We start from the raw sequence: 24999 nt of genomic DNA on the forward strand, positions 1-24999 counted from the left end.
TGAGACGGTTGGATAAGTAAGCGGGGCGTTCAGAAATCATCGTCTCTCGTGATGATCGCTAGCGAACTTGTCCGCAAATTGCTCCCTCTGGGGCGTTTTTCCCGCGGAGTCTATGGTAACAGGAATGTTCGCTTTCGCTAACAATGATTGGCCGTGGAGCACGCAATTGAGCTTCTACGCCAACGAGCGAAACGATTATTCCAATTTCGTCTTTGTCCTCTAAATGCCATTACGTGAGCACACCTCCTGAATCCACTTCCGAATCGGCACGTCTTTCCACTGTGCCGGACGATCAAACCCCTCGCACGGTAATTTTGGGGCTGATGGCCAAATTCTGGACTGCTGGTTCCGTAAAAACACGGTTGGGGCAGCGTATCGGCATGCATCAGTCGGCACGCTTGCACAAGCTTTTCGTCCAAGTTTTGACGCAGGCGCTGGCAAAAGCCGGTGATCATCGAGTCGCTGTGGTGACGCCCACTGCGAAAGCAAAGCGGTTCGGAAGCCAGATTTCGACCGCTTGGACAGTGGATCACCAAAGTGAAGGGGATCTGGGGCAGCGAATGATGGCGTGGTTCATCCATTCTCTTCAGCGAAATCAATCTGCGATCCTGATCGGTGGCGATTGTCCGTTGATCGACGTGGCCACGATTCAAAATGCCAGTGATCAGTTGGCCCGTCATGACATCGTGCTGGGGCCCGCCATTGACGGCGGCTACTACCTGATCGGATTGCGAGGCCCATGGGACAAGCGATTTGAGCGACTTTTCGTCGACATGCCGTGGAGCAGCGATCAAGTATTGAGTATCACGCAGCAGCGTTCAGCCGACGCAGGGCTTCGGATAGCAACGATCAATCCGCGCGAAGACATTGACACCGTCGAAGCGCTCGATCGACTCCGTGCGTGGTTGCGTGAAAGCAACGCGACCAGTGAGTCGCACCGTTTTTTGCACGAACAGATTCAAGCGATTTTAGATGATCCGTGGGAAGATGATTCGTCGGGGGACGTTCTCACCGATTCGAAAGGTCGCGTCGAATGAACCAGCAAATCATCATTGTTGGCGGCGGTGCTATTGGTCTTAGCTTGGCATGGGAATTGTCAAAGCGTGATCGGGCTGTGACGTTGCTGGATCAGCAAGAAGTAGGACGCGCCACGTCGTGGGCAGCGGTAGGGATTCTGCCGCCCGCAAATTTGGCGACGGCGATTGATTCGATCGACCGGCTTCGTGGACTCAGTCACGAACTGTATCCCCATTGGTCGAATCAGCTTCAGCAGATCACGTCCATCGATCCTGGCTATCGCGTCTGTGGAGGCTGGTATCTTGCCGATCGTCCTGGCGAACGAGCATCCATGGTCGGGTTGACTGAGTACTGGAACGAGATGGCGATCGCTTGTACGCGAGTCGATTTGCCGACTCTGGCTCAGCGCGAACCCGCGATGAAAGATTGGACACTCCGGTCACCTAAAGCTTCCGCTTGGTGGACACCTGAAGAATGCCAAATCCGAAGCCCAGATTTTTTGAAGGCGCTTAAAGCAGCTTGTCTTGGATCAGGAGTCCAGATCGTCGAGCATTTCGATGTGTCCGATGTGGTCGAAAGCAAAAGCGGCGTCGAGGTCATCGGTCGGCACAGCCAATTGAATTCCACCGGAACTTTTAAAGCCGATGCCGCGGTCGTGTCTGCCGGGCCATGGACGGGACAGATTGCCAGCTCACTACGACTGGATCAAAGTATCGTGCCCATTCGTGGGCAAGTGATTTTGTTCAAAACGGATCAGCCGTTGTTTCGCGCGGTCGTCAATGTTGGCAATCGCTATCTAGTATCGCGTGACGATGGCTGCACTTTGGTCGGCTCGTGTGAAGAAGAGGTCGGTTGGCAGCCGGGGACCACTGATCCCATGCTCGACTCTCTTCGTGAATTCGCGTTCGACGTTTGTCCCGCATTGAGGCAGGCTCCCGAAGTCCGTTCGTGGTCAGGGCTCAGGCCGATGACGTTTGACGGTTTTCCGATGATTGGTCGGGTGCCCGATTCAGATCGTTTGTACGTCGCATCGGGGCATTATCGAAGCGGTCTGCATCTGGCTCCGGCTACTGCCGTGGTGCTTTCGGATTTTATCACCGACGTTTCACCTGCCATCCAATTAGAAAATTTTAGTGTCGGCAAGCAACAAACAAAAACGCTTGGCGACGGTGCCCCCATTTAAAGAAATGAGTTAACCCATGTCCGATTCAGAAGAACAAATACTTGAGCCACCTGGCACCATTACGATCGTGGGTGGCGGCCCCTTGGGGCTCGAAGCCGCTTTGTACGGACGCTTTCTGGGATACGACGTGACTCTTATGGAGGCGAACACAATCGGTGCGTCGATGCTCGCGCAGGCAGATCAGCCACTTTCGATGCTGCCCGATCGATGCCTTTCTCCGCTGGCGCTTTCGGCTCTCAATGCCCAAAATCACGAATCGCCGCCGCTGATACTTCCCACCACGGTTGGTCAGCGCGTTGAAAAAGTGTTGGTGGCATTGACCGAAACCGACTTGCTACGTGGCAGGGTGCGTTGTGACGCCAAAGTGGTACGTATCGAGCATTCGGCAATTCAATCGAATGAAGAAGACGTAAGCGGTGGCAATGCAAATGACGGCGATCAAAGTGATGGCGACCTGCCTCCCGATTTTCGACTTACGGTCGAGAGTGGCGACGCGGTGGAATCAGAAGCCGTCATCCTTGCTATCGGGGACGCACCCGATCTGGATACTTCGTTCGACTTGCCGTGTCCTTACCTCTACCGCATCGGCCAGGAAAAAACCGATGACGCGGAACACGATTTTATCATGGGCTTGAAGCAGATTGTCGAGCTCTATGCGAAGCTTGCCGACCGTGAGTCGCTGGATCTGTATCGCCCGATTCGCGGGACTCAGCCATCAAATGAGTCAACGGGCTAAACGACGGGCCTGTCGATCAAGCTAGTCGACTGGCAATTCAATCATTCGCCAGAACGTTTTCAATGCGTCGAACAGTTCGACGCACGCAGTGCCCAGATTTTCTTTCAGAATGTAGCCAGCGATCAGATCCTTGTGCTCGCTGACGATGTCGGAGTCATGTTCGCTGCCAGTCAGGACGAATATGACGCTGGCATTTAAGTCCTTGTCGGCACCAATGTTTTCCAGGAACTCGATGCCGCTCATCACTGGCATGTTGATGTCTAACAGGATGATGCAGGGCGTGTCGATTTTTGTTTGGCCATTCTCGCCACGGAGCATGTCCAATGCGATGCGACCATTGCTGGCTGTCACCAAGGGATTCAGCACTCGGTGCTTTTTCATACCCCGTTCCATCGCCATGACGTCTAGCGGATCGTCTTCCACTAGCAGCAAGGTTACCGGTTTGGTCATCATCTTCGCCCCCTCGGGATTAGCCCGGATCTGTTGCATTGACTGCTTCGGCCTGCGAAGTTGAAAAACCTATTTCGCCGCTTTGCCGGTTCCTGTCAAAACCTGAATTCGGAAGGTGCATTGTTTCTATCGAAGTCTCTATCATAGGTCCAGTGTCAAGTCGTTCGCTAGGGAAGCGGGCAATGTTGCCTCCATCATCGCGCCCGTGATGTCTGGGCATCGATTAATTTCGCCATTGGCATACCAGCAGCGTCTGCTCCGGGGCGTGCTAGCGAATCACCAAGTTTCGCCGCGAAGGCGAGCGATTTCCATGGCGTCTTTGTCACCACGACCAGACAGGCAAACGACGACGTGTTGATCCGACGGCATGTCCGCAGCGATGGTCATGGCTTTGGCAATCGCGTGGCTGGATTCCAGTGCTGCGATGATGCCTTCGGTGCGTGCTAATTGGTCAAACGCCTGCAGCGCGGCGTCATCACCGCACTCGATGTAATTTACGCGGCCGGTGTCTTTCCAATAACTGTGTTCGGGGCCGACACCTGGGTAGTCCAGTCCAGCACTCATCGAATGCACGTCACAGGTCTGTCCATCGTCGTCTTGCATCACGTAGCTGTAACTGCCGTGCAACACCCCAGGGCTTCCAAAGGATAAAGGCGAAGCGTGATCGCCCGGATCAGTTCCACGTCCACCGGCTTCGACGCCAACCAGACGCACGCCATCGTCTTCGACAAACGGATAAAACATTCCGGCCGCGTTGCTGCCGCCGCCGACGCAAGCCACGACGCAGTCGGGCAAACGATCGAGCGTGTCACGGCATTGCTCGCGAGTTTCCTGGCCGATGATGGCCTGGAAATCACGGACCATCATGGGGAAAGGATGCGGGCCGATCACACTGCCGATGATGTAATGGGTGTTTTCTACCGATGACATCCAGTCTCGCATGGCTTCGTTAACCGCATCGCGCAACGTCTTGGAGCCGCTTTCGACGGGGCAGATATCGGCGCCCATCAATTTCATGCTGAACACGTTCGGTTTTTGCCGTCGGATATCCTCGCTACCCATGTACACGGTGCAGGGGAGTCCGAAATGCGCGCAAGCTGTCGCGGATGCGACGCCGTGTTGTCCTGCGCCGGTTTCTGCGATGACTCGCGTTTTGCCCATCCGCAGCGTCAGCAAAGCTTGGCCCAGCGTGTTGTTGATCTTGTGAGCACCGGTGTGGTTTAAGTCTTCGCGTTTGAGCCAGATTTGGGCTCCCCCGACCGCATCGGTCAGGCGTTTTGCCAAGTACAAGGGGCTGGGGCGACCGACGAACGTTTTCAGTAGCCCTCGCAGTTCTGTCTGAAAAGCTTTGTCTTTCTTGGCAAGTTCATATTCTTCAGCCAATTGATCGAGCGCACGCGTCAACGTTTCGGGAACAAACCGTCCGCCGAAATCGCCGAAACGACCTCGTTCATCAGGAACGGCTGCGGAAGCGTTGGATTCGAGGGGAGCTGAACTCATGATTTGCTACGGGGTGGCTCAGGCGAGATTTTCATGAAATGGGAGACGCTATGATTTTTGCTGCCGGACTTCGATCGGTCAACGTGACAGATTTGACTTCCCTGGGGTGTAGAACCGTATGGCATCGCTTTGCTGTCACACAAGTTTTAGGAATTATCCGCATTGAGTTTACGCACACGTCTCACTGAAACGTCCCCAGCAACTGGCTGCACGCCGAATTCTCTGCCAGCGGGAAGGCGCCGAGAGCGAAAATTCACCATCCGGCGGCTCATGCTGCTCACGATGTTTTTGGCAATCGGTTTGGGGTGGTTTCGCGCGGTCGCCGACCGCAATCGAGCCAGAAAAGACGCCTGGGAGGCAAAGAGCCAGCTTCGAATGCTGGATCAGTACATCAAGCCGTTGCTGGAGAGCCCCAAGCAACGCGAGCAAAACCGAGGTCGCGGGTTTCTCTCGGGCATGAATTTGGATGGATGTGATCTGCGCGGGATCAGCTTGACCACCGGGGCGGGGGCCTTTCAGTCTGTGTCGCTTCAAGGTGCGAAGTTGCAAAACGCGACGATCAGTTGTGGTGTCAGTTCTTTCCAACAAGTCAGTTTCGATCGCGCTGATTTGACCAATGCAAAACTGACGGCGACCGGTTCAAGTTTTCAGCTCGCCACATTTGTCGGAGCCAAGCTGGTTGGGACGCAACTGATTGGCGGTAATGGCGCCGTCTTTCAAGCGAATTCGTTTCGTGGGGCAGATCTGACCAATGCGTCCTTTGTATGCAGCGGAAGCAGTGCTTTTCAAATCGCCGATATCGATTCAGCCGTTTTGGTAGGTACTGATCTGAGTTCGATTGATCCGGAGAATCTTCGGAAAGCGTATTTTGTAGATCCGCCGACCTACAGCTTGCAGACTCAGTTTCCTGCCGGTTTCGATCCCCAGTTTGCGGGCTGGATTTTGCAGGAGTTGCCTGCCGATTGACTTGGTCCCTATCATTGCGGCATGCCAGAACTGCCCGAAGTCGAAACGATGCGCCGCGGCGTTGCACCTGTCATTGGGAGCCAGATCGAGAAAGCAGAACGGCCGCCATGTAAATGCCGGCCCATTTTGATGCAGCCGCGAATCGATGCCTTTGATCGTCGCGTGCAAGGCAAAACGATCGCGGAAATTGGACGGCGCGGAAAACGGGTCATGATCACACTGGATGACGCACAAGTCATCGTGATCGAACCACGCATGACCGGTTTGGTGCTTTTGGCGGATCCACCGGGAGAACAGCACCTGCGTTTGCGTCTGCATCTGTCGGGCGGGCCCAGCGAGCAGCTTTTGTTTTGGGATCGACGTGGATTGGGCACTGTCCGGTTGTTGCGGCCATCAGAGATCAAGACGGTAGTTGACGACAAGCTGGGGATCGACGCGTTGCAAATCAGCGTGCAGCAATTGCGAGACGCGCTGGGACAGAGTCGTCGCGAGATCAAAGTTGCCTTGTTAGACCAATCAGCCGTGGCAGGAATTGGCAATCTGTACGCCGCCGAGATTTTGTTTGTCGCAGGCGTCGATCCACGAGCTCGCTGTGACAAACTTACGGGGCCGCAATGGATTCGCATTCAATCCGCCATCGGGATTGTTCTGCACGACGCTATCAAACACGAAGGCAGCACGCTGAGCGACGGGACTTACCGAAACGCCCTGAACAAATCTGGCGGCTATCAGAATTACCACCGTGTCTACGATCGAGCACAAACGATGTGCCGGCGGTGCCGCGAAGGCGAAATCCAACGCATTGTGCAGGCCCAACGCTGTACGTTTTTTTGTCCCAAGTGCCAGCGAAAATCGGGTCTTCACGAGTCGGTGGACTTGTTGTAGTTCTCACCCAAGTACTCTCTTGCAAGCTCAAGCCTGTTTTGTGAGCAAGCAAAGAACGGCAAACGGGCAGTATTCTTTGGCCGATTCGCTCCGGGGGCGGTGGGAATTGAAGTGTACGAGTTCTTTTCGATGACGCTACAATGCAACCGTAGACGCATCTGACTTTCAAGTATCGGGAAACCATGCCTAACAACCGTCGCGACTGGCTTCGCCAAGCCACCCTGCTTTCCGCCGCTGGGTTTGTTGGGTTGCAATCGCGTCCAGCCAGCGCCGCACGTGACCCTCGCTGGGACGAAGCGACGACCAAGGGCCTGAAGTGGCTTAGCAGGACGCAGTCGTCGCGTGGACAGTGGAATACCCAGGTGTACCCCACTGCGATGGCCGCGCTCGCGGGCACGGCTTTGATCGGTAGTGGTAGCACGACGACTCAAGGTCCGTATGCCAAAGAGATCGCCCGCGCGGCGGATTTTCTGATTAGCAAAAGTCGTGACAACGGTCTGATTGGCGACCCGCAGACGGATTCTCGTTACACCTACGGGCACGGGTTTGCGATGTTGTTTTTGTCGCAAGTCCTCGGTGAAGAAGGCTTGCTCGATCGGCGCCAAGAAATTGTTGACGTGCTAACCAAAGCCGTCGTCTTTAGCGGAAACGCACAAACTGCCGCAGGTGGTTGGGGGTACGTTTCAGCAAAAGACGGCAGCGATTTTGACGAAGGTTCGACCACCATCACACAAGTCCAAGGACTACGCGGCTGTCGAAACGCTGGCATCCCTGTCACCGCCAAGATCATCGATCGAGCCAAAGAGTACATCTACGGCTGCAAAAATCCCGATGGCGGTATCAGCTATAGCAGTCGCCAGAAAGGCACCAGTCGGCCCGCGATTACGGCCGCCGCGCTGGCTGCGCTGTACAACGCAGGTGACTACGATGGGGAGCATGTTCCTGAGATGTTGGACTACAGCAAGCAAACGCTGCACGATATCAGCGATGGGGCCCGATCGTTTGGGCACTGGAACTACACCTACCTGTACTACAGCCAAGTTGTCTACCGACAAGGTGACGAACTTTGGGCGCCGTTTCGCGATCGCCTCTACGCTCGCATTATCAGTCAGCAGCGTCCGGATGGTTACTGGGACGGGCAAATTCACCCGGTCTACGTCACTGCATGCAACCTGATCATGATGCAGTTGGACCGAAGCTATTTGCCGATTTATCAACGCTAAATGGCCCCTCGCGTTTTCTATTTGCGTTTGATATCGAACGCGTAAATCAGATCTTGATCGCGAATAAAAAGTGTTTGATCGGCGACCACCGGGTGCGCCCAGATGGCGCCTTTGTTTCGCGGGATGTCGGTCTGCTTGGGAAGAGTCAAGCTTCCGTTCGATTTCCAGCCCGATTTGTCCGGGGTGACTAGGTGTACTGAGCCGTCTTTGTCGTTGTAACAGTACAGTCGTCCATCGGCGTAGCAAAGCGATCCACTGCGGTTTTCGCCTAGCCGTTCTTCCCACATTTTTTCGCCGCTTTCCAGATTCTGAGCCAGCCACATTCCTCGGTTGGCCTTCGTGAATCCGTAGATGATGCCGTCGACCAAGACCGTTCCGCCATGGTGGTTCTCCATGGTTTTTCCCTGCAATGCGTACACGCTTTCGACCTGAATCTTTTCGCCGTCGTCGACTAGTTTTAGGAGTGTATTTCCGGCTCCGTAAGCGCTGGTGTGATAGATCTGGTCGCCAGCTAAAACGGGAGTTGGAATCACGGCGACCTTGTTGCCGGTCGCAGAGTCCTGAAACAGTATTTCGCCCGATTCAACGTCGAATCCCATCAAGCCTTCCTTGCTGGCGGTGACATAGAAATGTTTGTCGCCCACGTTGCCACGCATGATTGAGACATACTGCGCCTCAGCATCGAAGCCCTTGCTGGTCCAAAGTTTGTCGCCAGTTTTGCGATCCAAGCCGATCATGAAGTTGCTTTTGCCCGGAGTCACCATCACTCGGTCACCGTCGACCAAGGGGGATTCGCTGTAGCCCCAATATGGGATTTTTCCACCGTGATCTTGAGCAAAGTCAGTCGTCCATTGCACAGCGCCATTGTCTTTGGCCAAAGCGGCCAGCACTCCCACGTCGCTCAGTACGAAAACCTGATCATCAACGACCGTCGGTGTGCCACGCGGTCCACCACCCCAGTCGCGGTTGTAGTCGTCGTTGACCGAAAGTCGAGCAAACTTGCTCTTCCAAATCTGCTTGCCCGTTGCAGCATCCAAACAGAAGGCATAGCAGCCGTCGTCGAGAGCGCCCATCGTGTAAAGGCGCCCTTGGGACACTGCGACGGCAGAGTACCCGCTGCCTGCTTCGGCAAATTGCCACTTCACCTGAGGGCCGCCCTCTGGCCACTCTTGCAGCAATTTCTGCGCAGCGGCATGAGCGTCGCGTTGAGGGCCGCGCCACTGAGGCCAGTCAGCATGCTGGGCGATCGCAAAATCGACAGTCAGCAAGAGTGCAAGAAACGCGAAAGCGGTTGGCTTTTTCATGAATACCATGAGGTAGTGATAGGTCCGATGCGATGCCCCACCAAAATTATATCACTTTGCATTCGCAGTTACATTGCCAATCTGCGAACTCAGCAACAGTCGCCAAGGAACTACTGCGGAACAGTTTCGTGCATTTGTAGATGAACCATGTCGCGGTAGCGTCCTCCGCTGTCAAGAAGTTCCTGGTGGGTGCCCGATTCGACAATGCGACCTTCTTCCATGACAACGATTTTGTCAGCACCGGTAATCGTGCTGAGCCGGTGAGCGATTACGAAAGCGGTTCGATTCTGCAGTAGCTTTGACAAGCTCATCTGAATCAAACGTTCGCTTTCGCTGTCCAGATTACTGGTCGCTTCATCCAAAATCAAAATCCGTGGATCCGCCAAAATGGCGCGAGCGATGGCTAGCCGCTGTCGCTGGCCACCCGAGAGCCGCACACCTCGTTCGCCGATGATCGAATCATATTGGTCAGGCAGATTGCAGATGAATTCATCCGCTGCGGCCGCTTCTGCTGCCCGCACAACGTCCTCCTCGCTGGCGCTGCGCCGCGCATAAGCAATGTTTTGACGGATGGTTCCATCGAACATGAACACATCTTGTTCGACGATCCCCAGCAGTTTGCGGTAGCTTCCCAGTTCGATGTCACGCAAATCGCGACCGTCCAGCGAAATGCTTCCTGAAGCTGGATCGTAGAACCGGGCAATCAGATTGGTAAGCGTTGTTTTTCCAGCTCCACTTCGTCCCACTAGTGCGACGGTTTGACCGGCTTGGATTTCCAGGTCGATGTCCTTCAGTACCAACGTTTCGGTGTCAGGATACGCAAACGAAAGATCGCGAATCGAAATGGCTCCTTCGGTGTTGCCGGCCTGAATATGTACCGAGTCGTTGCGGCTTGGCAGCTCTTCTTTGATCTCTAGCACATCGAGTACTCGGTCCAATCCTGCCAAATTGTTTTGGAAGCCCACCGCGCTGCCGGCCAAAGTTGCCAGCGGTCCCAATAGCATGGACAAGTAAATCAGAAACATCATCAAGTCACCCAGCGTCAGTTCTTGATGGATAATTTGGTAGCCGCCGTAAAGCAGCAGTCCAGTCGATGCCAAAGGAATTAGCACTTCCCAGATCACTTCGATGATTCGAGTCCACCACCAAGTAAACAGTTGCTGTCGAACCAGGAAGCCGCCTTCGCGTACGTAGCGTGACGACTCATTACGGCTTCGCGAAAACGTTCGGACGACTCGGATTCCACCAAATGTCTCGGTGGCGCCAGCGTCAATTTTCTGACGTTGTTTGCGAATGTCCCGGTAGAGTGGTCGGATTCGATTGATCCAAGTTCGGTGCGTCACCCAAACGACTGGCAATAGCAGCAGTCCCCCGACCATCAGTTTCCAGTCGACAAACATCAAGATGACCAGCGAACCGATGAACTGCACAATCGCTCGCCAAGGGTTGTAGAGCATGCTGAAGATCAGATCGGCGACGCCGCCCGCGTCTTCGCGAATCAAGCTTGCCACGCCACCACTTTTCATATCGTAGACCCGATTAAGCGGCAATCGAATCGCGTGCTCAAATACTTCGCGCCGAATCGCGATCTGCGATTGGTTGACCGCTTTGGTCGCCAGCCAACGACTGCAAAGGTGCACGATCGTCGCGACCAATGTAATGACTGCCACGATGACCGCGATCGCAATTAGCCGCTGCATCGGGTCAGTCGGAAAGGGAAGGGTGTCCAGCCAGTCAGGAACCGTTTTGGGTGGCGTCGTCAGTGCCGTATCGATCGCCAGCTTGGTTCCTACCGGGGGTAGCAATTTTAGGACGATGCCCAATGTAAGCAGTGCCATCGATGCGATCACGCGGCGGCGATGCCCCGAGATCAGACGCCAAAACTCCGACAGCAATTCGAGAAATCCGCGATCGCGATCACCGATTTTGGTGGGGTGATGCTCGCTGCGGCCATGCGGTTTGGGCCTTTCTTTCCGAGCATTTCGCTCGCGAATGGTATCTCGATATTCATTGAAACGACGACGACTTGCATTGCTAGACATGTTTTATTGGTAGTCGTGCCGTCAAGGTTTGGCAACCGACCCGCCTACAGATGGATAGACTGATGGATCGAAAAACCGGTCCGATCAGACGTTCGGATCAAGTACGAAGCCGGTCCACGCCTTAGCCCCAAGAATTTCTCGTGTCATTTCCTAAGTGTCTCTGTGTTGTTTTTGTCCTCTTTGCGTCCAGCTATTCCGCAGCGGAACAGTCGTCCGCGATCAAGGACGCGAAACGAATCGTATTTTTGGGCGACTCCAACACCTTTGCCGGGCACTTTGTCGTTGTAGTCGAAGCTCATTTGCGGATGCAGTTGGGCAAAGACACACCCGAAATCATCAATCTCGGTTTGGGCAGTGAGACCTGCAATGGAATGTCCGAACCTATTCATCCGTTTCCGCGGCCGAACGTCCATGAACGAATTGATCGGGCGCTAAGCAAAATAAAGCCCGACGTCGTTGTCGCCTGTTACGGTATGAATGATGGGATCTATCACCCACCGTCCGACAAAGTCTTCGCTGCCTATCGCGAAGGCATCGACAAAATAATCTCGAAAGTGAATGCCAGTGGTGCGAAGTTGGTTTTGATGACGCCGCCAGCATTCGATGCTCTGCCGCTTCAGAAGAAAGGCAAGCTGCGACCACTGGGGGCGAAAGAGTATTCCTGGAAAACGATCTACGAAAACTACGACGAGGTGATCAAGCAGTTTGCCGACTACGTCAACGATCAATCCGACCGAGTTGAGCTAGTCGTCGATCTGCACGGCCCGATCAGTGACTACGTCGCTGACAAACGCGAGACAGATCCTGGTTTCACGCTGTCTGGTGATGGAGTTCACGTCAACAATCAGGGGCACCGCGTTCTGGCTCACGCGATTCTGAAGACGTGGGGTTTCGATTTTTCTCAGCAGCCTGATGCCGAGCTCGTCAATTTGATCAAGTCGCGTCAGACCTTGATGCGAGACGCGTGGCTCAGCGAAGTTGGTCATCTCAGGCCAGGCATCAAAGCAGGGCTGCCGATCAAAGAAGCCGAGCAGCGGGCCACAGAAATCGATCGCAAAATTTCGGAACAACGGCAGCAGACTGTCGCCAACTGACAGGTCATGTAGCGGCTAGGCAAATTCGGGAAGACGTACCAATTCGCCGCCTTTTAATGCGGATTCGTGGGCGCAGATTCCAGTGCAGGTCCAGTTGGCCGATGTGGGTGCGTTGGGCCATGGATCGCGGTCTTCTTTCACTGCCGAAACGAATTCGTGAACCATGTGCGGATGCGATCCGCCATGTCCGCCGCCTTGGACAAACGACAAATGTTCTGCGTCATGAATCTCCGCAGGCATCGTGAACCGCTGGATCGGTTCGGGCAATAAGTGAGCGAAGTCCGGGATCTCAATCTTCTCGGGAATTTCGTGCTCCGGTTTTTTTGCCGTATGAATTACATGCGGTTCGTTTTCGACGAGCGTCCATTCGAAACTCTTCTTCGTTCCGTATACATCGAAACTCTCGCGGTACTGTCGCGCGACGTCGTACAGGAACCGCCAGATGTGCGCGGTGATGTCGCTGTCTTTTAATTTGATGTGACAGCTTTCAACGGCAAAGGGGCTGCCTGATCTCTTTGCAATGTCTTCGCGGACGGTTCCCGATCCGAAGCAGCTGACTGATTCTGCCAGCGCGTCGGTCAGACCCAGGCAGGGGCTGACTACGTGAGTGGCATAGTGCATGGGAATCATCGATTCCCAGTAGCTGGGCCAACCGTCCATGTCTTGGGGATGCGATGCAGCGAGGTGTTGGATTTTTCCTAACTCGCCACTTTCGTACAAGTCTTTGATAAACAGAAATTCGCGGCTGTACACCACCGTTTCCGCCATCATGTACTTCAGTCCGCTCGCTTTGACCTTGTCACAGATCTGCTGGCACTCTTGAATCGTCGTTGCCATTGGCACGGTACACATGACGTGTTTGCCGGCGTCGAGTGCCTTGAGCGACATCCATGCGTGATCCGCAATCGGGCTGTTGATGTGTACACAGTCGACGTCGGGGTCGGACAGCACCGAATCGAAGTCCGTGTAGCGTTTGTCGATGCCGAACTGATCGCCGGTTTTATTGAGTTCGTCTTCGTTGCGACGGCAAATCGCAACCACTTCCGCATCCGGGTGTGCTTGATAGATCGCGATAAACTCGCTGCCAAATCCCAGACCTACCATTGCCATCCGTACTTTCGTATTACTCATTAGAATCTCTTTGGTAGTGGTAACGGACGAAGGCAACGACTTCGTCTCCCGTCAACTTTCAGACGCAAAGTATTACGGACTTCGCAACCGCCGGCCATATGGAACGCCCGCAGCTTCCATTGTTGTTTCAGACTCGGTCCATTGGCGTTTCGAATTCGGCGGCGAAAACGGTCCTTCGTCAAACAGCAGGATCCACTTCAGTAAGGTGGGGGCTCGTTTGCAGCTCGATCAATCAAGACCAGTAGTCTTTTCGCTTGTTCGCTGACTGTCCATCCGGTTTGAATTGTTACTAGACTAGAATTGCCGCGTCTTTTTGTTTCGTCCATTACCCATCGCTCAGCCATGAAACACTTCCTGATCGCACTCCAGTTCTCGTGTCTTGCCCTTTTTACTTCGCTGGATTCCAAAGCGGCGGAGTCTGACCCACCCAACATCGTTTTCATTTTTGCCGATGACTGGGGGTGGGGTGATCTAAGTTGCCATGGGCATCCCTATGTGAACACGCCCAATATCGATCGATTGGCGAAAGAGGGGACAGACTTTCTTCGTTTTTCCGTCGCCAGCGGAGTCTGTTCGCCGAGCCGAACGGCCGTGATGACTGGTCATTTTCCCGCTCGATACAACATCGACGGCCACTTTGCTTGGGTGCCCAGCAATGCTCGGCGAAACATGCCCGACTGGTTAGATCCGAACGCTGTGACGTTGCCGCGATTGTTGCAAGGTGGTGGCTATGCGACCGCGCACTTTGGCAAGTGGCATTTGTCCAACAATATGATTCCTGATTCTCCGCTGCCCAGCGCGTACGGCTATGACGCTTACGGTGCATTCAACTGTGCAGGAGAACAGATGCCCGTCCATGAAGACGCTGATCACGCGATCGAATTCATGCAGCAGAGTCATCAAGCGGGAAAACCATTCTTTGTCAATCTCTGGCTGCACGAACCCCACACGCCTTTTCATACTGTACCGAAATATCGTTGGCGCTTTCGCGATTTGGACGAAGTCGACAACATTTACGCGTCGGTGCTTTCACATGCGGATGATCGCATCGGTGAAGTGCTTGATGCGATCGATCGCTTAAAACTGAGGGACAATACTTTGGTGGTCTTCAGTAGCGACAACGGGCCTGCGCGGGCAAAGAAAGCCAGTGAATTGGCACTGATGCACGATACCGCGACGGGCGCTGGGTACAACATCGCGGCATCCAAAGGAATCACTGGTGGTCGCAAGGGATACAAGGCGGCGCTGTTTGAAGGCGGTATCGGAGTCCCGTTCATTGCTCGCTGGCCGGGCAAGATTGCGGCAGACAAAGTCGATGCTTCGTCGCTGATCTCAGCCGTCGATCTATTGCCGACGTTTTGCGAAATCGCTGAAGTCAGCTTGCCGGAGGACTACGCCCCTGATGGTGTTAGCCAAGTATCGACTTTGATGGGACACCAAAAGCAGCAACGCCAAAAACCGTTGTTTTGGAAGATGAACGCGGGCCGAAGTAAGCCTGGTGACAACTCGTTTCACTGGGTGTCGTATGCTGTCGTCCACGAACAGTGGAAGCTTCTTTCCAGCTCTGACGCTAGTCATGTTGAGTTATACGATCTCGATTCTGACCCGCTGGAATCGGTCGATCTGAAAAACGAGCAGAAGACCGTTGTCGCCAGCTTGTTGAGCAAAATCGAAAGTTGGAAAGAGACCCTGCCTGCGAGTCCCGACCCATCGTTGTTCTCTGCCGAACGAAAAAAGTAAGGAGTCGGCCGAGTTCTTTCGGCTACTTGCGAGGCCATTTGATGAGCACGTTGCCAGAGGCATCGATTAAACGAAGGCCGCGCAGTTGAGCAGTGCCTGCGTTGTCGCTGACGTCCAATCTTAGTTTGCATATTTGTTTGGATGTTGTGATGTTCAGCTTGTGCGAATGCCAGTTCCCGTCGGTGACGACGTTAAACGTCAGGTGCTGGCCGTTGGGCAACGATGTCTTGTCGTCGGTCGTGTAGTACGCTTCCCCATTGCCAGTTGCGTCGCTTTTCAGCTCAAACGCCAACGCGTAGGGGCCGACAGGAAGGTCGCTTGGCAAACTTTCAAACGCAAGTCCTGGATCATCGCCCGAGAACGTCAGGTGAATGGTGTCTGCTTTGACTTCCATGGTCGTGTTCTTGCGAGCTCGGATTTTCTGCTTTGCTTTGCGACGTTTCTTCGGTGAAGCAGCGTTTCTGTCGACGTTGCCTCTAACGCCGGCGGTGGGGTCGCTGGCGAAATTGGTCCACTCGGGGTGCGTATGTTCGGTGGATTTTTGGCTCACTGCCGCCGTGTTTCGTCCGTTCGCATGCAGCACGTCGCGTGCCATGGTTTGCCAGGTCGTGACCATGCTTTTCAGTCGCTCAGGTTCGCGATCGGCCAAGTTGTTTTGTTCCGTTCGATCGTTTCGAACATTGTAGATTTCCCACGGTCCACTGCGAAAACTAACGATTTTCCAATCGCCATCGCGCAGGCCACGGTCGGCGGCAAACAGAAAGTGAAGCGGTTGCTTGCGTCCGACGACGCCGCCCTCAAGCAGCGGGCGAAGCGACTGGCCCGACACTGGTCGCAGTTCGCGGTCGTTCATTGCGGTTGGCACGTTGGATTGAGTTAAATCTGCCAGCGTCGGCATGATGTCGATCAGATGAGCAGGTTGCCGGTCGATGCTGCCGGCAGGCGTCTTCAAACCTGCGGGCCAATGCACGATGGCAGGCGAAGCGATGCCGCCTTCGAATTGGTTTTGTTTGTAATACCGAAAGGGGCTGTTGCGTGCCCAAGCCCAACCAGTCGAATCGCTCCACATGACGGAACCGTCTGTTGGCTTCGCTTCGATTTGGTTGCTCGTGCGATCATAGGGGCAGGCACCGTTGTCGCTGACGAACCAGATCAGCGTGTTGTCCAGCTGATCGGTGTGTTGAAGGTGGTCAACCAAGCGGCCAATTTCTTGATCAACGCGATCGATCATGGCTGCTAGCGTGGTCATTCGCTTGTTCTCAAAACGCTTGCGCGCGTCCGACAGCGAATCCCAGGCAGGAATGTGTGCGGGGCGATCGCTTGGCGTCACGCCTTCGGGAAGCAGCCCAAGTTCACCTTGTTTAGCCAAGCGTTTTTCACGGACCGTGTCCCAGCCCGCATCGTAGCGACCTTCGTACTTTGCATAGTCTTCAGGCAAAGCTTGCAGTGGTGCGTGAGGTGCGTTGAATGCGACGTACAGGTACCACGGCTTATCGTTTTTTTCAGCATCGGCAAGAAATTTTAGGCCGTAGTCGACGTTGGCAACCGTTGTGTAGAAATTTTCGGCGGGGACTTTCCAAGGCTGACGGCCGAGACGAAAGGTATTGTCTCCTTTGAAGTAGTTGCATGCACCACTGAGGTGGCCCCAGTAGCGGTCGAACCCAAAGTCCGTTGGTTCCTGTTTTAAATGCCATTTGCCAACCATGGACGTGTCGTAGCCGTTGCCGCCAAGGACTTCGGCACTGGTCACACCATGCGAAAGCGACGTATCGCCAGCAGCGATGCAGTATTGTCCAGTGAGCAGCGAGACTCGGGAGGAGTGGCACTTTGCCGTATTGTAGAACTGCGAAAAACGGAGTCCGCCAGCTGCGAGTGCATCCAAGTGCGGTGTTTCGATTTCGCTGCCGTAGCATCCGATGTCAGAAAACCCCAGGTCGTCAACCATAATGACAATGACATTGGGGCGATCATCCGCCGTCACTGTCGACGCGATTGGCGTTGCCACCATGGCAACGAAGCACGTGCAGAAGTAACGCAGGGATCGAAAGGTTTTTGGGCGGATCGATTCAAACACAGCGGGGTTGCCTAGCGAGGAAAAACTTCTAGTCAATTAGCGATTTCAATCGCGCTAGCCGGCAAACATTTTGGCAAATGATTACAGCAGACTAAGTTTAGTTGATCAGCGACCGGATGAGTGCCAACGACGCTTCGGTTTCTTCCGTGACAATGTTGTCAGCACCTGCGCGATTGAGACGATCGATATTGGCCTGGTAGCGACATCGCACCGTAATTCGCGTGGCCGGATTGATCCGCCGAACACATTTGACAATTTGAATCGCCACTTCATCGCTGGGCACGCAAACGATGATGGCCGTCGCCACATCGGCTTCAGAAAGACGCAGGATTTGTTCATCACTGGCGTTCCCAGCGACTGTTCGGAAACCTTCTTGAGCAAACGGATGCAGGTTGATGGGACTCAGGTCGACGACGCATGTGTCTTTGCCCTGTGATTCCAGGTGCGAAGCCACTCGTCGTCCAATGGGGCCTGCACCGATCACCACGGCTTTGACGAATTGCGGATCCGTCTGCAGCATTCCGCCTGATTCTTCACTTAGAGGGACTTCGTCATCGTGGACCAGACGCAGGCCTGCTTTCAAGAGCGGCGGTGTGAGCACCAGTGATCCAACTGCGATGGCGACGACACGCTGATAGTCGTGTTCACTCAGTACGCCGGACTCCACTCCTAACAACACCAACACAAACGCAAACTCACCGATGTGGGCTAAACCGATGCCCATTCCTAATGCACGCTGTGTCGGCATTCCTGTTAGCTTCAATGCAATGGCCGCGGCGGCGCCTTTCAGAGCGATGACACCGATCAACGCCGCACCCATCTCGAGTGGTTCATTCCAGATCAGACGTGGATCGAAGATTAGTCCCAGGCCGACAAAAAAGATAGCCGCAAAGGTTTCGCGAAAGGGCAGAACCAATGCGTCGATCTGTTTGGTCCAGCGGTTGCCGTTGAATATCAGGCCCGCAGCAAAAGCACCGACCGCTGGCGGTAACCCGACTGAGTAGGCTGCCAATGTCACCCCGCCGAGCGAAACGATCGTGAACAAAATGACCAACTCAGGGCTGCGGTAACGGGCGAACATGGGAATCAACCAACGCGACAGCAGATAGCGAATTGCGATCACGCTGATCACAAATGCGACCGATATAAACGCGAGCCAAAAATATTGCGCAATGCCCGGCGTCTGATCACCTCCCGTCAACAGCGGTACTAGCAACAGCAGTGGAACCAGCGCCGCGTCTTGAAAAAGCAGAATACCGATGGCGCGTCGGCCGTGTGTTTTTTGGGACTGTCCCCATTCGGACAACGCTTTGAACACAAGGACTGTCGAACTGAACGCAACCGCTGCCGCAATTAGCGCAGCGGATTGCCATTTCATTTCCAGCCACATCAACATCAACGCAACGGGCACCGCTACCAATATCATCTGCGTAGCGCCGCCGATGACCAGATTGCGACCGAGTCGTTGCAGGTCATCGATCGAAAACTCGAGCCCGATTGAAAAGAGCAGTAGGAACACGCCCGCTTCGGCAAAGTGTTCTAGTTCATGGTGTTCGTCCAGTACCCAGCCCAAGACGCCCTGACCCAGAATCGCTCCAGCGACAAGGTAGCCGATCAAAACGGATGCGTGCAATCGACGGCACACGAGTGCAGCGACCAGGCCAGCGGCCAGAATCAGAAGCAGGTTATGAATAAGCGTTTCGGTCATGGGCGATTCCGTTCTTGGCAACTGCGTTTTGCCGCTTTGGCCTTTTGATCTTCGGTTCCGTCGGACAAGAGATCGGACGGGAGTCGGTGAAGTCCGCTCCGGAATTTTTTATCCGAACACATGGTGGATTGGTAGAACCCGTGCGCTACGACGAAGCCGTGCAATGGTATCGCTCGTCACGCGTTTTGTCGTCGGCTTAACGTTTCGGTTTGGACTGAAAGAGAACCTTGTGCTGGGCCGCCAACTCGTCTGCGGGGATCTTGATGACTTTGCGATCGTACGTCATCAGGCCATTGATCTCGCCTTCCACGTCGGTCGTCTGTGTGTAAACGCCCGCCGCGATGCCTTGGCTGCGAAGTTGGTTTAGCATCTCGAGTGAAGTGACGTAGCGTTCTTTGTACTCCGCCAAATTCTGGGGCAAACCACCGTAGCCCCAATTTCGACGGTTGACGTCCCAGAGGTGTCCTTTGACCGGATAGCCGTGGCCACCAAACTCGCCGACGACCTTGATGAATTTGTCGAAGCGTCCGCCTTGTCCCAAGTCGAATGGGAAACCTGGGTGAGGATACTGATGATGGTCGACGATGTCGCCCGCTGGCCAGAAATTTCCGCCGCTGGCGACATTGACCAAACGGGAAGGGTCGCGTTGGACGGTCCACTTGCCGGTCGCCATCGTGCGATGTTGGCCCCAGGCTTCATTGAAAGGAACCCACGCGACGATTGACGGATGATTCTCCAGTGTGTCGATCATTCGTTCGAGTTCGACCATGAACTGATCATGTTCTTTGTTGGGCCACTTTGCGTCTTCCGGATTCGGTTTCAGACGCGTCCACTTGGGGTTATGGCCCGCGCTGACATGATCCTGCCAAACCATCATGCCCAGTCGATCACAGTGATAGTAATAGCGGCGTGGTTCCACTTTGATGTGCTTGCGGATCATGTTGAAGCCGGCCTTTTTGAGCCACTCGATGTCAAACAACATCGCTTCATCCGATGGCGGCGTCAGCAATCCATCAGGCCACCAGCCTTGATCCAGCGGTCCCCAATGAAAAATAGGCTCGCCGTTGAGTGTAAAACGCCAGTGGCCATCAGCATCTTTCATCTTGCCGACGGTACGAATCCCGGCATACGTTTGGACCTTGTCGATCATCGTTCCAGAACGATCTGCGACCGACAATTCGATGTCGTAAAGATGCGGTGAATCAGGCGACCAGAGTTTCGGATCGGGGATTTGCAGCGGGCAAGTCAAGACGCCTGGAGCACCACTGACGTCACCTTGGGCGACGATCCTGTCGCCGTCTTTGACGATGACTTTCATATCCGCGCGTGAATCATTGCCAATGACGTCCGCCGAAATCGTGATCGCGCCTTTCGATGCATCGGTCTTGATCTTGATGTTTTGGATGTGAACTTTTGGCACTTGTTCCAGCCAGACCGTTTGCCAGATGCCGGAGACTTGGGTGTACCAGATACCACGAGCGTTCAAGGTTTGTTTGCCACGCAGTTGGTATTTTTCGGTTTCGTCTTCGACGCGGACGATCAGTTCGTTGTCGCCGTCTTTCAACGCATCCGTCACATCCATCGAAAACGGAGTGTGACCGCCAACGTGCTTGCCCACCGATTGACCATTGAGAAAGACTTCGCAGCGGTAGTCGACCGCCTCGAAATTGAGAAGCTGTTTTTGTTGGCCGTGCTTTTGAAATGAAAACGAGCGGTGATACCAAAGAGCTTCACTCGGGGCCAGCAACCGACCGACGCCGCCCAGTTTCGATTCCAGACTGAACGGTACAAGTATTTTGCCGTTCCACTGTTTGGGCGTTTCGGTTTGTTCGTTGGGAGTGACTGCGTAGTCCCAGTTCCCATTCAGATTGGTCCAGTCTTGGCGTTTGAGCGCGGGGCGGGGGTATTGCGTCCAAGCACTTGCGGCTGTCAGTTCTTCGCCCCACTGTGTGATTAGTTCGGACTGAAACGGTTTGGTGTTGCGTTTGGCTGCGGGTAAGTCGGGGCTCTTGTCACCGTCCACCAAGTGCACATCAATGAATTGGCCGCCGGTCGTCTGTTTGCAGTGAACGGCCAGCAGGTTGCGACCTTTGGCAATCGCTGCTCGTTTCTCCCGATTGATTGGGAAAGCGTTGTACTGAGTAGTGAATCCTTTAACGGCGGAAATCAGTTTGCCGTTGAGATAGATCTCGGCGTCTTCGTCGTGGTGCATCCAGAGGACGGGATTCGCCGGAACCGAATCCAGCGAAAATGATTTTCGCAACCAGATATGATTCGTTGCCCAGATCGTACCGACACGAGCATTCGGGGTTTCGCGGGTGCCGAAACCTCCGTTTCCGTCTTGCCAATCCGCATCATCGAACTGGGGTTTTCGCCAATCATCAGCCGGTTTGCGAAGTGTATAACGCCATTGGTCGACGGTCTCTTGCGCGGATGAATGGGAGCCGAGCAAAGCGATTGCCAGAGTAAAAAGGATGGCGGGTTTCGCAGAAAGGACGGACACGAGGGAGACTCTTTTTGTTGGGTACGGAGCGGAAGGCAGAGCATCCGCGACAGTGCCCAATTCTACGCAATCCTGCCATCAAAACCATGAGAACACTGATTTTGGGTTTGAGACTGGTTGCCAGTTCGGGCCCAGACCAACCGATGGAAACCTACGAAGACTTGGGATCTGAATAGGATCGCCAATTTTTACTCACGATCAGTCTTGCGCCGCGTCGGAACGTGAAGAATGACCATGCCCAGCTAAGCACGACAAAGAGTCGGTTTCGAAAACCGGTCAAGAAATAGATGTGAACGACCAACCAAACCAGCCAAGCAAACAGCCCCGTCAAACGAAACTTGCCGACCTCCGTGATAGCGCGACTGCGACCGATGGTTGCCATTTGTCCTTTGTCGCGATAGCGAAATTCGCCGCGCGGTTGCTGTTGCCGGTCAGCCACGATTGCGGCAGCGATGAACCGTCCCTGTTGAGTCGCGACCGGTGCTATTCCTGGTAGTTGTCGTTCCGTCTCTGGATCGACAAACGCACATTGGTCGCCTGCGACAAAAACATTGCTGTGCAGCGGGACCGATAGATCGCTGCCAACATGAATGCGTCCGGCTCGATCGCAGTCAAAGCCCGAATCGGTGCCCAATGCAGACGCTTTCACTCCCGCCGCCCAAAGGACCGTCGCGGATCGAATCGTTTCTCCCGAAACATCGACGCCATCGGCGTTGATTTCTGTGACACTGCTATCGGTCCAGACCTGAACGCCAAGCGATTCCAAATCACGTGTCGCTCGGGCCGACAATTTTTGCGCAAACATTGGCAGGATTCTGGGACCGGCTTCGATCAGAATGATTCGCGCCAACTTGGCGTCAATGTTGCGGAAATCGCGTGCCAACGTGAACCGACTCATTTCGCCAATCGCGCCAGCAAGTTCGACGCCGGTCGGTCCACCTCCCACGACGACAAAGGTCAGCAATCGGCGACGATCATCGGCATCATGCGTGACTTCGGCGCGTTCAAACGCCGAAAGAACACGTCTGCGAATCTCGGTTGCCTGTTCGATCGACTTCAGGCCGGGGGCGTGCTCTTCCCATTCGTCGTGGCCAAAATAACTGTGCATCGCACCACAAGCGAGCAGCAGATAGTCGTAGTCAATATCTTCGTCAGTCGTCTGCAATTGGTTGTTTTCGGCATCGACCCGAGTAACTTCGCTGTTGATCACGCGAACGTTTTCATGCCGCGACAAAATCGAACGAATGGGGGCCGCAATATCAGCGGGACTGAGACCAGCCATCGCGACTTGGTAGAGCAGAGGCTGAAACAGATGATGGTTTCGTCTGTCAATCAACGTGACTGTCAGGCCACGACGATCTGCCAGTTGCTTAGCCGCATTTAGGCCAGCAAAACCACCACCAACGATCACGACGTGCTTGTCATCCATGCAAAAAGTATCGCAGCAAACACCGGCGTGCCCAACCGGACTAGCGCGTCTTGTTGACGCAATGGATACTTCAGTGAACAGCTCTACGACTGGAGAGCGCTGATCGCCATCTGCACGGCTCCGGCGACTGGGAATTTCTCCAGGGAAGTCTTGGCAAACACCACCGATCGATCTCGTAGATGTGCGACGATTTGTTCAACAAACGCGGGTTGATTAAGTGCAACGCCACCGGTGATCGCAAGAACAGATGCCTGTGTGTCCAGGCCCAATTGGTCGGTAGCCGCGTGAGCCATTAAGGCCAGTTCCAACGCAGCCTGATGAATGATGTTAGCAGCAACTTGGTCGTCAGCCGCATCAAAAACAATTGAAGCCAGCGATGCGATTTTGGATCGATCGTAGGTGTCGGAGTAGATTGCCGAGATAATCTGCGATGGATCGTTGACTTCCAAGGCTTGGCAAAATCGTGGTAGCAGTTCGGTTTTCTCGCCCCGCCCATCGGCCGCTTTGGCAGCGGCGCGGAGAGCACCCAGAGCGATCGCGTATCCGCTGCCTTCGTCACCGATGAGTGGTCCCCAACCGCCAGCTCTGGCTGTGTTGCCATCGTCCCGAGCAATGTTGCCACCAGCGATTCGGCCAAGGGCCAATGAACCTGTTCCTGCGATTAACGCGATACCTTGGCCTTTCGGGTTGGCGGCAAAGATCACGGGCACAGCATCGTTTGTGACGACTAGTTTTTCGGATGCCAGCTGATGGGATTCCGCCCAAGATCGCCACTGCTTACGTTCGGCTTGACGATCGCTTCCCGCCATTGCCAAGCACAGCGATTGGACTTGGCACTGCTGCATGCCGGCTGACTGAAACGCCTGCTGGATAGCTTGGTCGACATTCCTTGATGCGACGTCAAAACCTGCGACGCGAAGATTCGATGGACCGGATTGACCGTGGCCAAACACTTCAAAACCGTCGCGTCCTTCGCGCGACGCCAGCCACGCGATCGTGGTTGTTCCGCCGCCGTCCACCCCCAGCACATGGTCGGCAACACTCATGAGTCTGATTGTGCCTGGGATCCCAGTGCACGACGAAGGTGACCGTCGAACTGGGCAAGTAAACGCAGCGCTTCGTTAGCCGGTAGTTTGCACCGTTCCATCACGATCGCGGTTTTTAAATCACCATCGGCAGCATCTAACAAATTTTGCGCGTCATTGGTGTCCAGGCCTGTGAAATGCTTGACCAATCGGCGTGAACGAATCTTTAGCTTTGTGTTGGTTGCCCGCAAATCGACCATCAAGTTTCCGTATGTTTTTCCCAGCCGAATCATGGTCCCCGTGGTCAACATGTTGAGCACCATTTTTGTGGCGGTGCCGGCCTTCATTCGCGTTGAACCCGTGACGACTTCGGGGCCGACGACGGGAGTAATCATCACGTCACAGTGCTCCGTGAATTCGCAGACTCGGTTGCAGCTAAACCCGATCGTGTTGGCACGGATTGACCGCGCATACTGTAGTCCTCCGATGACGTAGGGCGTTCGCCCGCTGGTTGCGATCCCGACCAAGGTGTCGTTTTCCGTCAAGCCGATCTCGCGAAGGTCTTGTTCACCCAATTCCGGATGATCCTCGGCGCCTTCGATGGCGTTGGTCAAAGCCGTTACGCCGCCCGCGATCAGACCGATCACGTACTCCGGCGGCGTGTTAAAGGTTGGCGGACATTCGCTGGCGTCCAAGACACCCAGCCGCCCAGACGTGCCTGCGCCCATGTAAATAAGTCGTCCGCCGCTCTGGATCGACTTTGTAATCAAGTCAATGCTCTGTGCGATGGGTTCACGTTGTTGGGCGACGGCATCGGCTACGCTTGCATCTTGGCCGTTGATGATATCGACGATTTCGATGCTGCTGAGCTCGTCAATATTGGCTGAAGCAGGATTCTGGCCCTCGGTGGTCAATTCATCCAGGCTGTTTGGTTGTTGCGAGCTCATGCATCCACCACAATCACGGGCACGGTAGTCTGTCGGGCGCAA

19 protein-coding genes are annotated in these 24999 nt (G+C 54.6%); 8 read left to right on the forward strand and 11 right to left on the reverse strand.

What is annotated here, in order from left to right; translation table 11 throughout:
* The first annotated feature begins 233 nt into the window (after positions 1-233).
* Genes K239x_RS02530 through K239x_RS02540 form a run of 3 tightly spaced genes read left to right on the forward strand, consistent with a single transcriptional unit; the run spans position 234 to position 2936 of the window.
* Entirely contained in the window at positions 234-1037 is an 804-nt protein-coding gene (locus K239x_RS02530; protein ID WP_145416111.1) for a TIGR04282 family arsenosugar biosynthesis glycosyltransferase, read from the forward strand.
* Positions 1034-2200: an NAD(P)/FAD-dependent oxidoreductase gene (locus K239x_RS02535; RefSeq protein ID WP_145416112.1), complete on the forward strand. Its 1167-nt coding sequence runs from the start codon at positions 1034-1036 to the stop codon at positions 2198-2200. Before K239x_RS02530 ends, K239x_RS02535 begins: the two co-directional genes overlap by 4 nt.
* A 16-nt stretch (positions 2201-2216) precedes the next feature.
* The gene (locus K239x_RS02540; protein ID WP_145416113.1) at positions 2217-2936 is read left to right on the forward strand and encodes an NAD(P)/FAD-dependent oxidoreductase; all 720 of its coding nucleotides are present in this window, start codon (positions 2217-2219) and stop codon (positions 2934-2936) included.
* Positions 2937-2957: 21 nt separating this feature from the next.
* Here K239x_RS02540 and K239x_RS02545 read toward each other — a convergent pair whose 3' ends face one another.
* Together K239x_RS02545 and trpB are read right to left on the reverse strand one after the other, a co-directional pair.
* The gene (locus K239x_RS02545) at positions 2958-3425 is read right to left on the reverse strand and encodes a response regulator (protein WP_419189586.1); all 468 of its coding nucleotides are present in this window, start codon (positions 3423-3425) and stop codon (positions 2958-2960) included.
* Positions 3426-3662: 237 nt separating this feature from the next.
* A complete protein-coding gene (gene trpB / locus K239x_RS02550) occupies positions 3663-4886 on the reverse strand; it encodes a tryptophan synthase subunit beta (protein ID WP_145416114.1) in 1224 nt (407 codons plus the stop codon).
* Positions 4887-5156: 270 nt separating this feature from the next.
* Here trpB and K239x_RS02555 point away from each other — a divergent pair, with 270 nt between their 5' ends.
* From K239x_RS02555 to K239x_RS02565, 3 genes are all read left to right on the forward strand, one after another.
* Positions 5157-5852 (forward strand): pentapeptide repeat-containing protein, encoded by a 696-nt coding sequence (locus K239x_RS02555; RefSeq protein WP_419189587.1) that lies wholly within the window; start codon positions 5157-5159, stop codon positions 5850-5852.
* A 21-nt stretch (positions 5853-5873) separates the two neighbouring features.
* A complete protein-coding gene (mutM, locus tag K239x_RS02560) occupies positions 5874-6737 on the forward strand; it encodes a bifunctional DNA-formamidopyrimidine glycosylase/DNA-(apurinic or apyrimidinic site) lyase (RefSeq protein WP_145416116.1) in 864 nt (287 codons plus the stop codon).
* 182 nt (positions 6738-6919) lie between these two features.
* Positions 6920-7960 carry a prenyltransferase/squalene oxidase repeat-containing protein gene (locus tag K239x_RS02565; protein ID WP_145416117.1) on the forward strand — a complete coding sequence of 347 codons (1041 nt, stop codon included), beginning with the start codon at positions 6920-6922 and terminating at the stop codon, positions 7958-7960.
* 17 nt (positions 7961-7977) lie between these two features.
* Here the strand turns inward: K239x_RS02565 and K239x_RS02570 are convergent, their stop codons facing one another.
* Positions 7978-9264 (reverse strand): PQQ-binding-like beta-propeller repeat protein, encoded by a 1287-nt coding sequence (locus K239x_RS02570; RefSeq protein WP_419189588.1) that lies wholly within the window; start codon positions 9262-9264, stop codon positions 7978-7980.
* Positions 9265-9374: 110 nt separating this feature from the next.
* Positions 9375-11306, reverse strand: a complete 1932-nt coding sequence (locus K239x_RS02575) for an ABC transporter ATP-binding protein (RefSeq protein ID WP_145416119.1) — start codon at positions 11304-11306, stop codon at positions 9375-9377.
* Positions 11307-11446: 140 nt separating this feature from the next.
* Here K239x_RS02575 and K239x_RS02580 point away from each other — a divergent pair, with 140 nt between their 5' ends.
* Complete coding sequence (locus K239x_RS02580; protein WP_145416120.1) at positions 11447-12400, forward strand: SGNH/GDSL hydrolase family protein; 954 nt, start codon at positions 11447-11449, stop codon at positions 12398-12400.
* Positions 12401-12415: 15 nt separating this feature from the next.
* On the opposite strand, the gene K239x_RS02585 is transcribed toward K239x_RS02580, so the two are convergent.
* Positions 12416-13531, reverse strand: coding sequence for a Gfo/Idh/MocA family protein (locus K239x_RS02585; RefSeq protein WP_145416121.1), 1116 nt, complete (start codon positions 13529-13531; stop codon positions 12416-12418).
* A 342-nt stretch (positions 13532-13873) separates the two neighbouring features.
* Between K239x_RS02585 and K239x_RS02590 the strand changes: the two genes are divergently transcribed.
* On the forward strand, positions 13874-15271 hold the full coding sequence (locus K239x_RS02590) for a sulfatase family protein (protein ID WP_145416122.1): 1398 nt from the start codon (positions 13874-13876) through the stop codon (positions 15269-15271).
* A gap of 22 nt (positions 15272-15293) precedes the next feature.
* On the opposite strand, the gene K239x_RS02595 is transcribed toward K239x_RS02590, so the two are convergent.
* The 6 genes from K239x_RS02595 to murQ all read right to left on the reverse strand — a co-directional run bounded on the left by K239x_RS02595 (position 15294) and on the right by murQ (position 24957).
* A complete protein-coding gene (locus K239x_RS02595; protein ID WP_145422056.1) occupies positions 15294-17279 on the reverse strand; it encodes an arylsulfatase in 1986 nt (661 codons plus the stop codon).
* A gap of 163 nt (positions 17280-17442) precedes the next feature.
* Positions 17443-19053 (reverse strand): cation:proton antiporter domain-containing protein, encoded by a 1611-nt coding sequence (locus tag K239x_RS02600; protein WP_145416123.1) that lies wholly within the window; start codon positions 19051-19053, stop codon positions 17443-17445.
* Positions 19054-19249: 196 nt separating this feature from the next.
* Positions 19250-21556: a glycoside hydrolase family 2 protein gene (locus tag K239x_RS02605; RefSeq protein ID WP_419189589.1), complete on the reverse strand. Its 2307-nt coding sequence runs from the start codon at positions 21554-21556 to the stop codon at positions 19250-19252.
* Between the two features lie 151 nt (positions 21557-21707).
* Entirely contained in the window at positions 21708-22985 is a 1278-nt protein-coding gene (locus K239x_RS02610; RefSeq protein ID WP_145416124.1) for an NAD(P)/FAD-dependent oxidoreductase, read from the reverse strand.
* 83 nt (positions 22986-23068) lie between these two features.
* Complete coding sequence (locus tag K239x_RS02615) at positions 23069-24031, reverse strand: N-acetylglucosamine kinase (protein WP_145416125.1); 963 nt, start codon at positions 24029-24031, stop codon at positions 23069-23071.
* On the reverse strand, positions 24028-24957 hold the full coding sequence (murQ, locus tag K239x_RS02620) for an N-acetylmuramic acid 6-phosphate etherase (RefSeq protein ID WP_145416126.1): 930 nt from the start codon (positions 24955-24957) through the stop codon (positions 24028-24030). Before murQ ends, K239x_RS02615 begins: the two co-directional genes overlap by 4 nt.
* Positions 24958-24999: the final 42 nt, after the last annotated feature.

It is taken from the genome of Stieleria marina (assembly GCA_007741555.1).
In the GTDB taxonomy this organism is placed as follows: Bacteria; Planctomycetota; Planctomycetia; order Pirellulales; family Pirellulaceae; genus K23-9.

Coding starts and splice junctions, on each gene's coding strand:
- K239x_RS02535 (WP_145416112.1), top strand. CDS start 1,034: ATGAACCAGCAAATCATCATTGTTGGCGGCGGTGCTATTGGTCTTAGC.
- K239x_RS02545 (WP_419189586.1), bottom strand. CDS start 3,425: ATGCAACAGATCCGGGCTAATCCCGAGGGGGCGAAGATGATGACCAAA.
- K239x_RS02585 (WP_145416121.1), bottom strand. CDS start 13,531: ATGAGTAATACGAAAGTACGGATGGCAATGGTAGGTCTGGGATTTGGC.
- K239x_RS02575 (WP_145416119.1), bottom strand. CDS start 11,306: ATGTCTAGCAATGCAAGTCGTCGTCGTTTCAATGAATATCGAGATACC.
- murQ (WP_145416126.1), bottom strand. CDS start 24,957: ATGAGCTCGCAACAACCAAACAGCCTGGATGAATTGACCACCGAGGGC.
- K239x_RS02595 (WP_145422056.1), bottom strand. CDS start 17,279: ATGGTGGCAACGCCAATCGCGTCGACAGTGACGGCGGATGATCGCCCC.
- K239x_RS02610 (WP_145416124.1), bottom strand. CDS start 22,985: ATGGATGACAAGCACGTCGTGATCGTTGGTGGTGGTTTTGCTGGCCTA.
- K239x_RS02570 (WP_419189588.1), bottom strand. CDS start 9,264: ATGAAAAAGCCAACCGCTTTCGCGTTTCTTGCACTCTTGCTGACTGTC.
- K239x_RS02590 (WP_145416122.1), top strand. CDS start 13,874: ATGAAACACTTCCTGATCGCACTCCAGTTCTCGTGTCTTGCCCTTTTT.
- trpB (WP_145416114.1), bottom strand. CDS start 4,886: ATGAGTTCAGCTCCCCTCGAATCCAACGCTTCCGCAGCCGTTCCTGAT.
- K239x_RS02565 (WP_145416117.1), top strand. CDS start 6,920: ATGCCTAACAACCGTCGCGACTGGCTTCGCCAAGCCACCCTGCTTTCC.
- mutM (WP_145416116.1), top strand. CDS start 5,874: ATGCCAGAACTGCCCGAAGTCGAAACGATGCGCCGCGGCGTTGCACCT.
- K239x_RS02540 (WP_145416113.1), top strand. CDS start 2,217: ATGTCCGATTCAGAAGAACAAATACTTGAGCCACCTGGCACCATTACG.
- K239x_RS02600 (WP_145416123.1), bottom strand. CDS start 19,053: ATGACCGAAACGCTTATTCATAACCTGCTTCTGATTCTGGCCGCTGGC.
- K239x_RS02555 (WP_419189587.1), top strand. CDS start 5,157: ATGCTGCTCACGATGTTTTTGGCAATCGGTTTGGGGTGGTTTCGCGCG.
- K239x_RS02615 (WP_145416125.1), bottom strand. CDS start 24,031: ATGAGTGTTGCCGACCATGTGCTGGGGGTGGACGGCGGCGGAACAACC.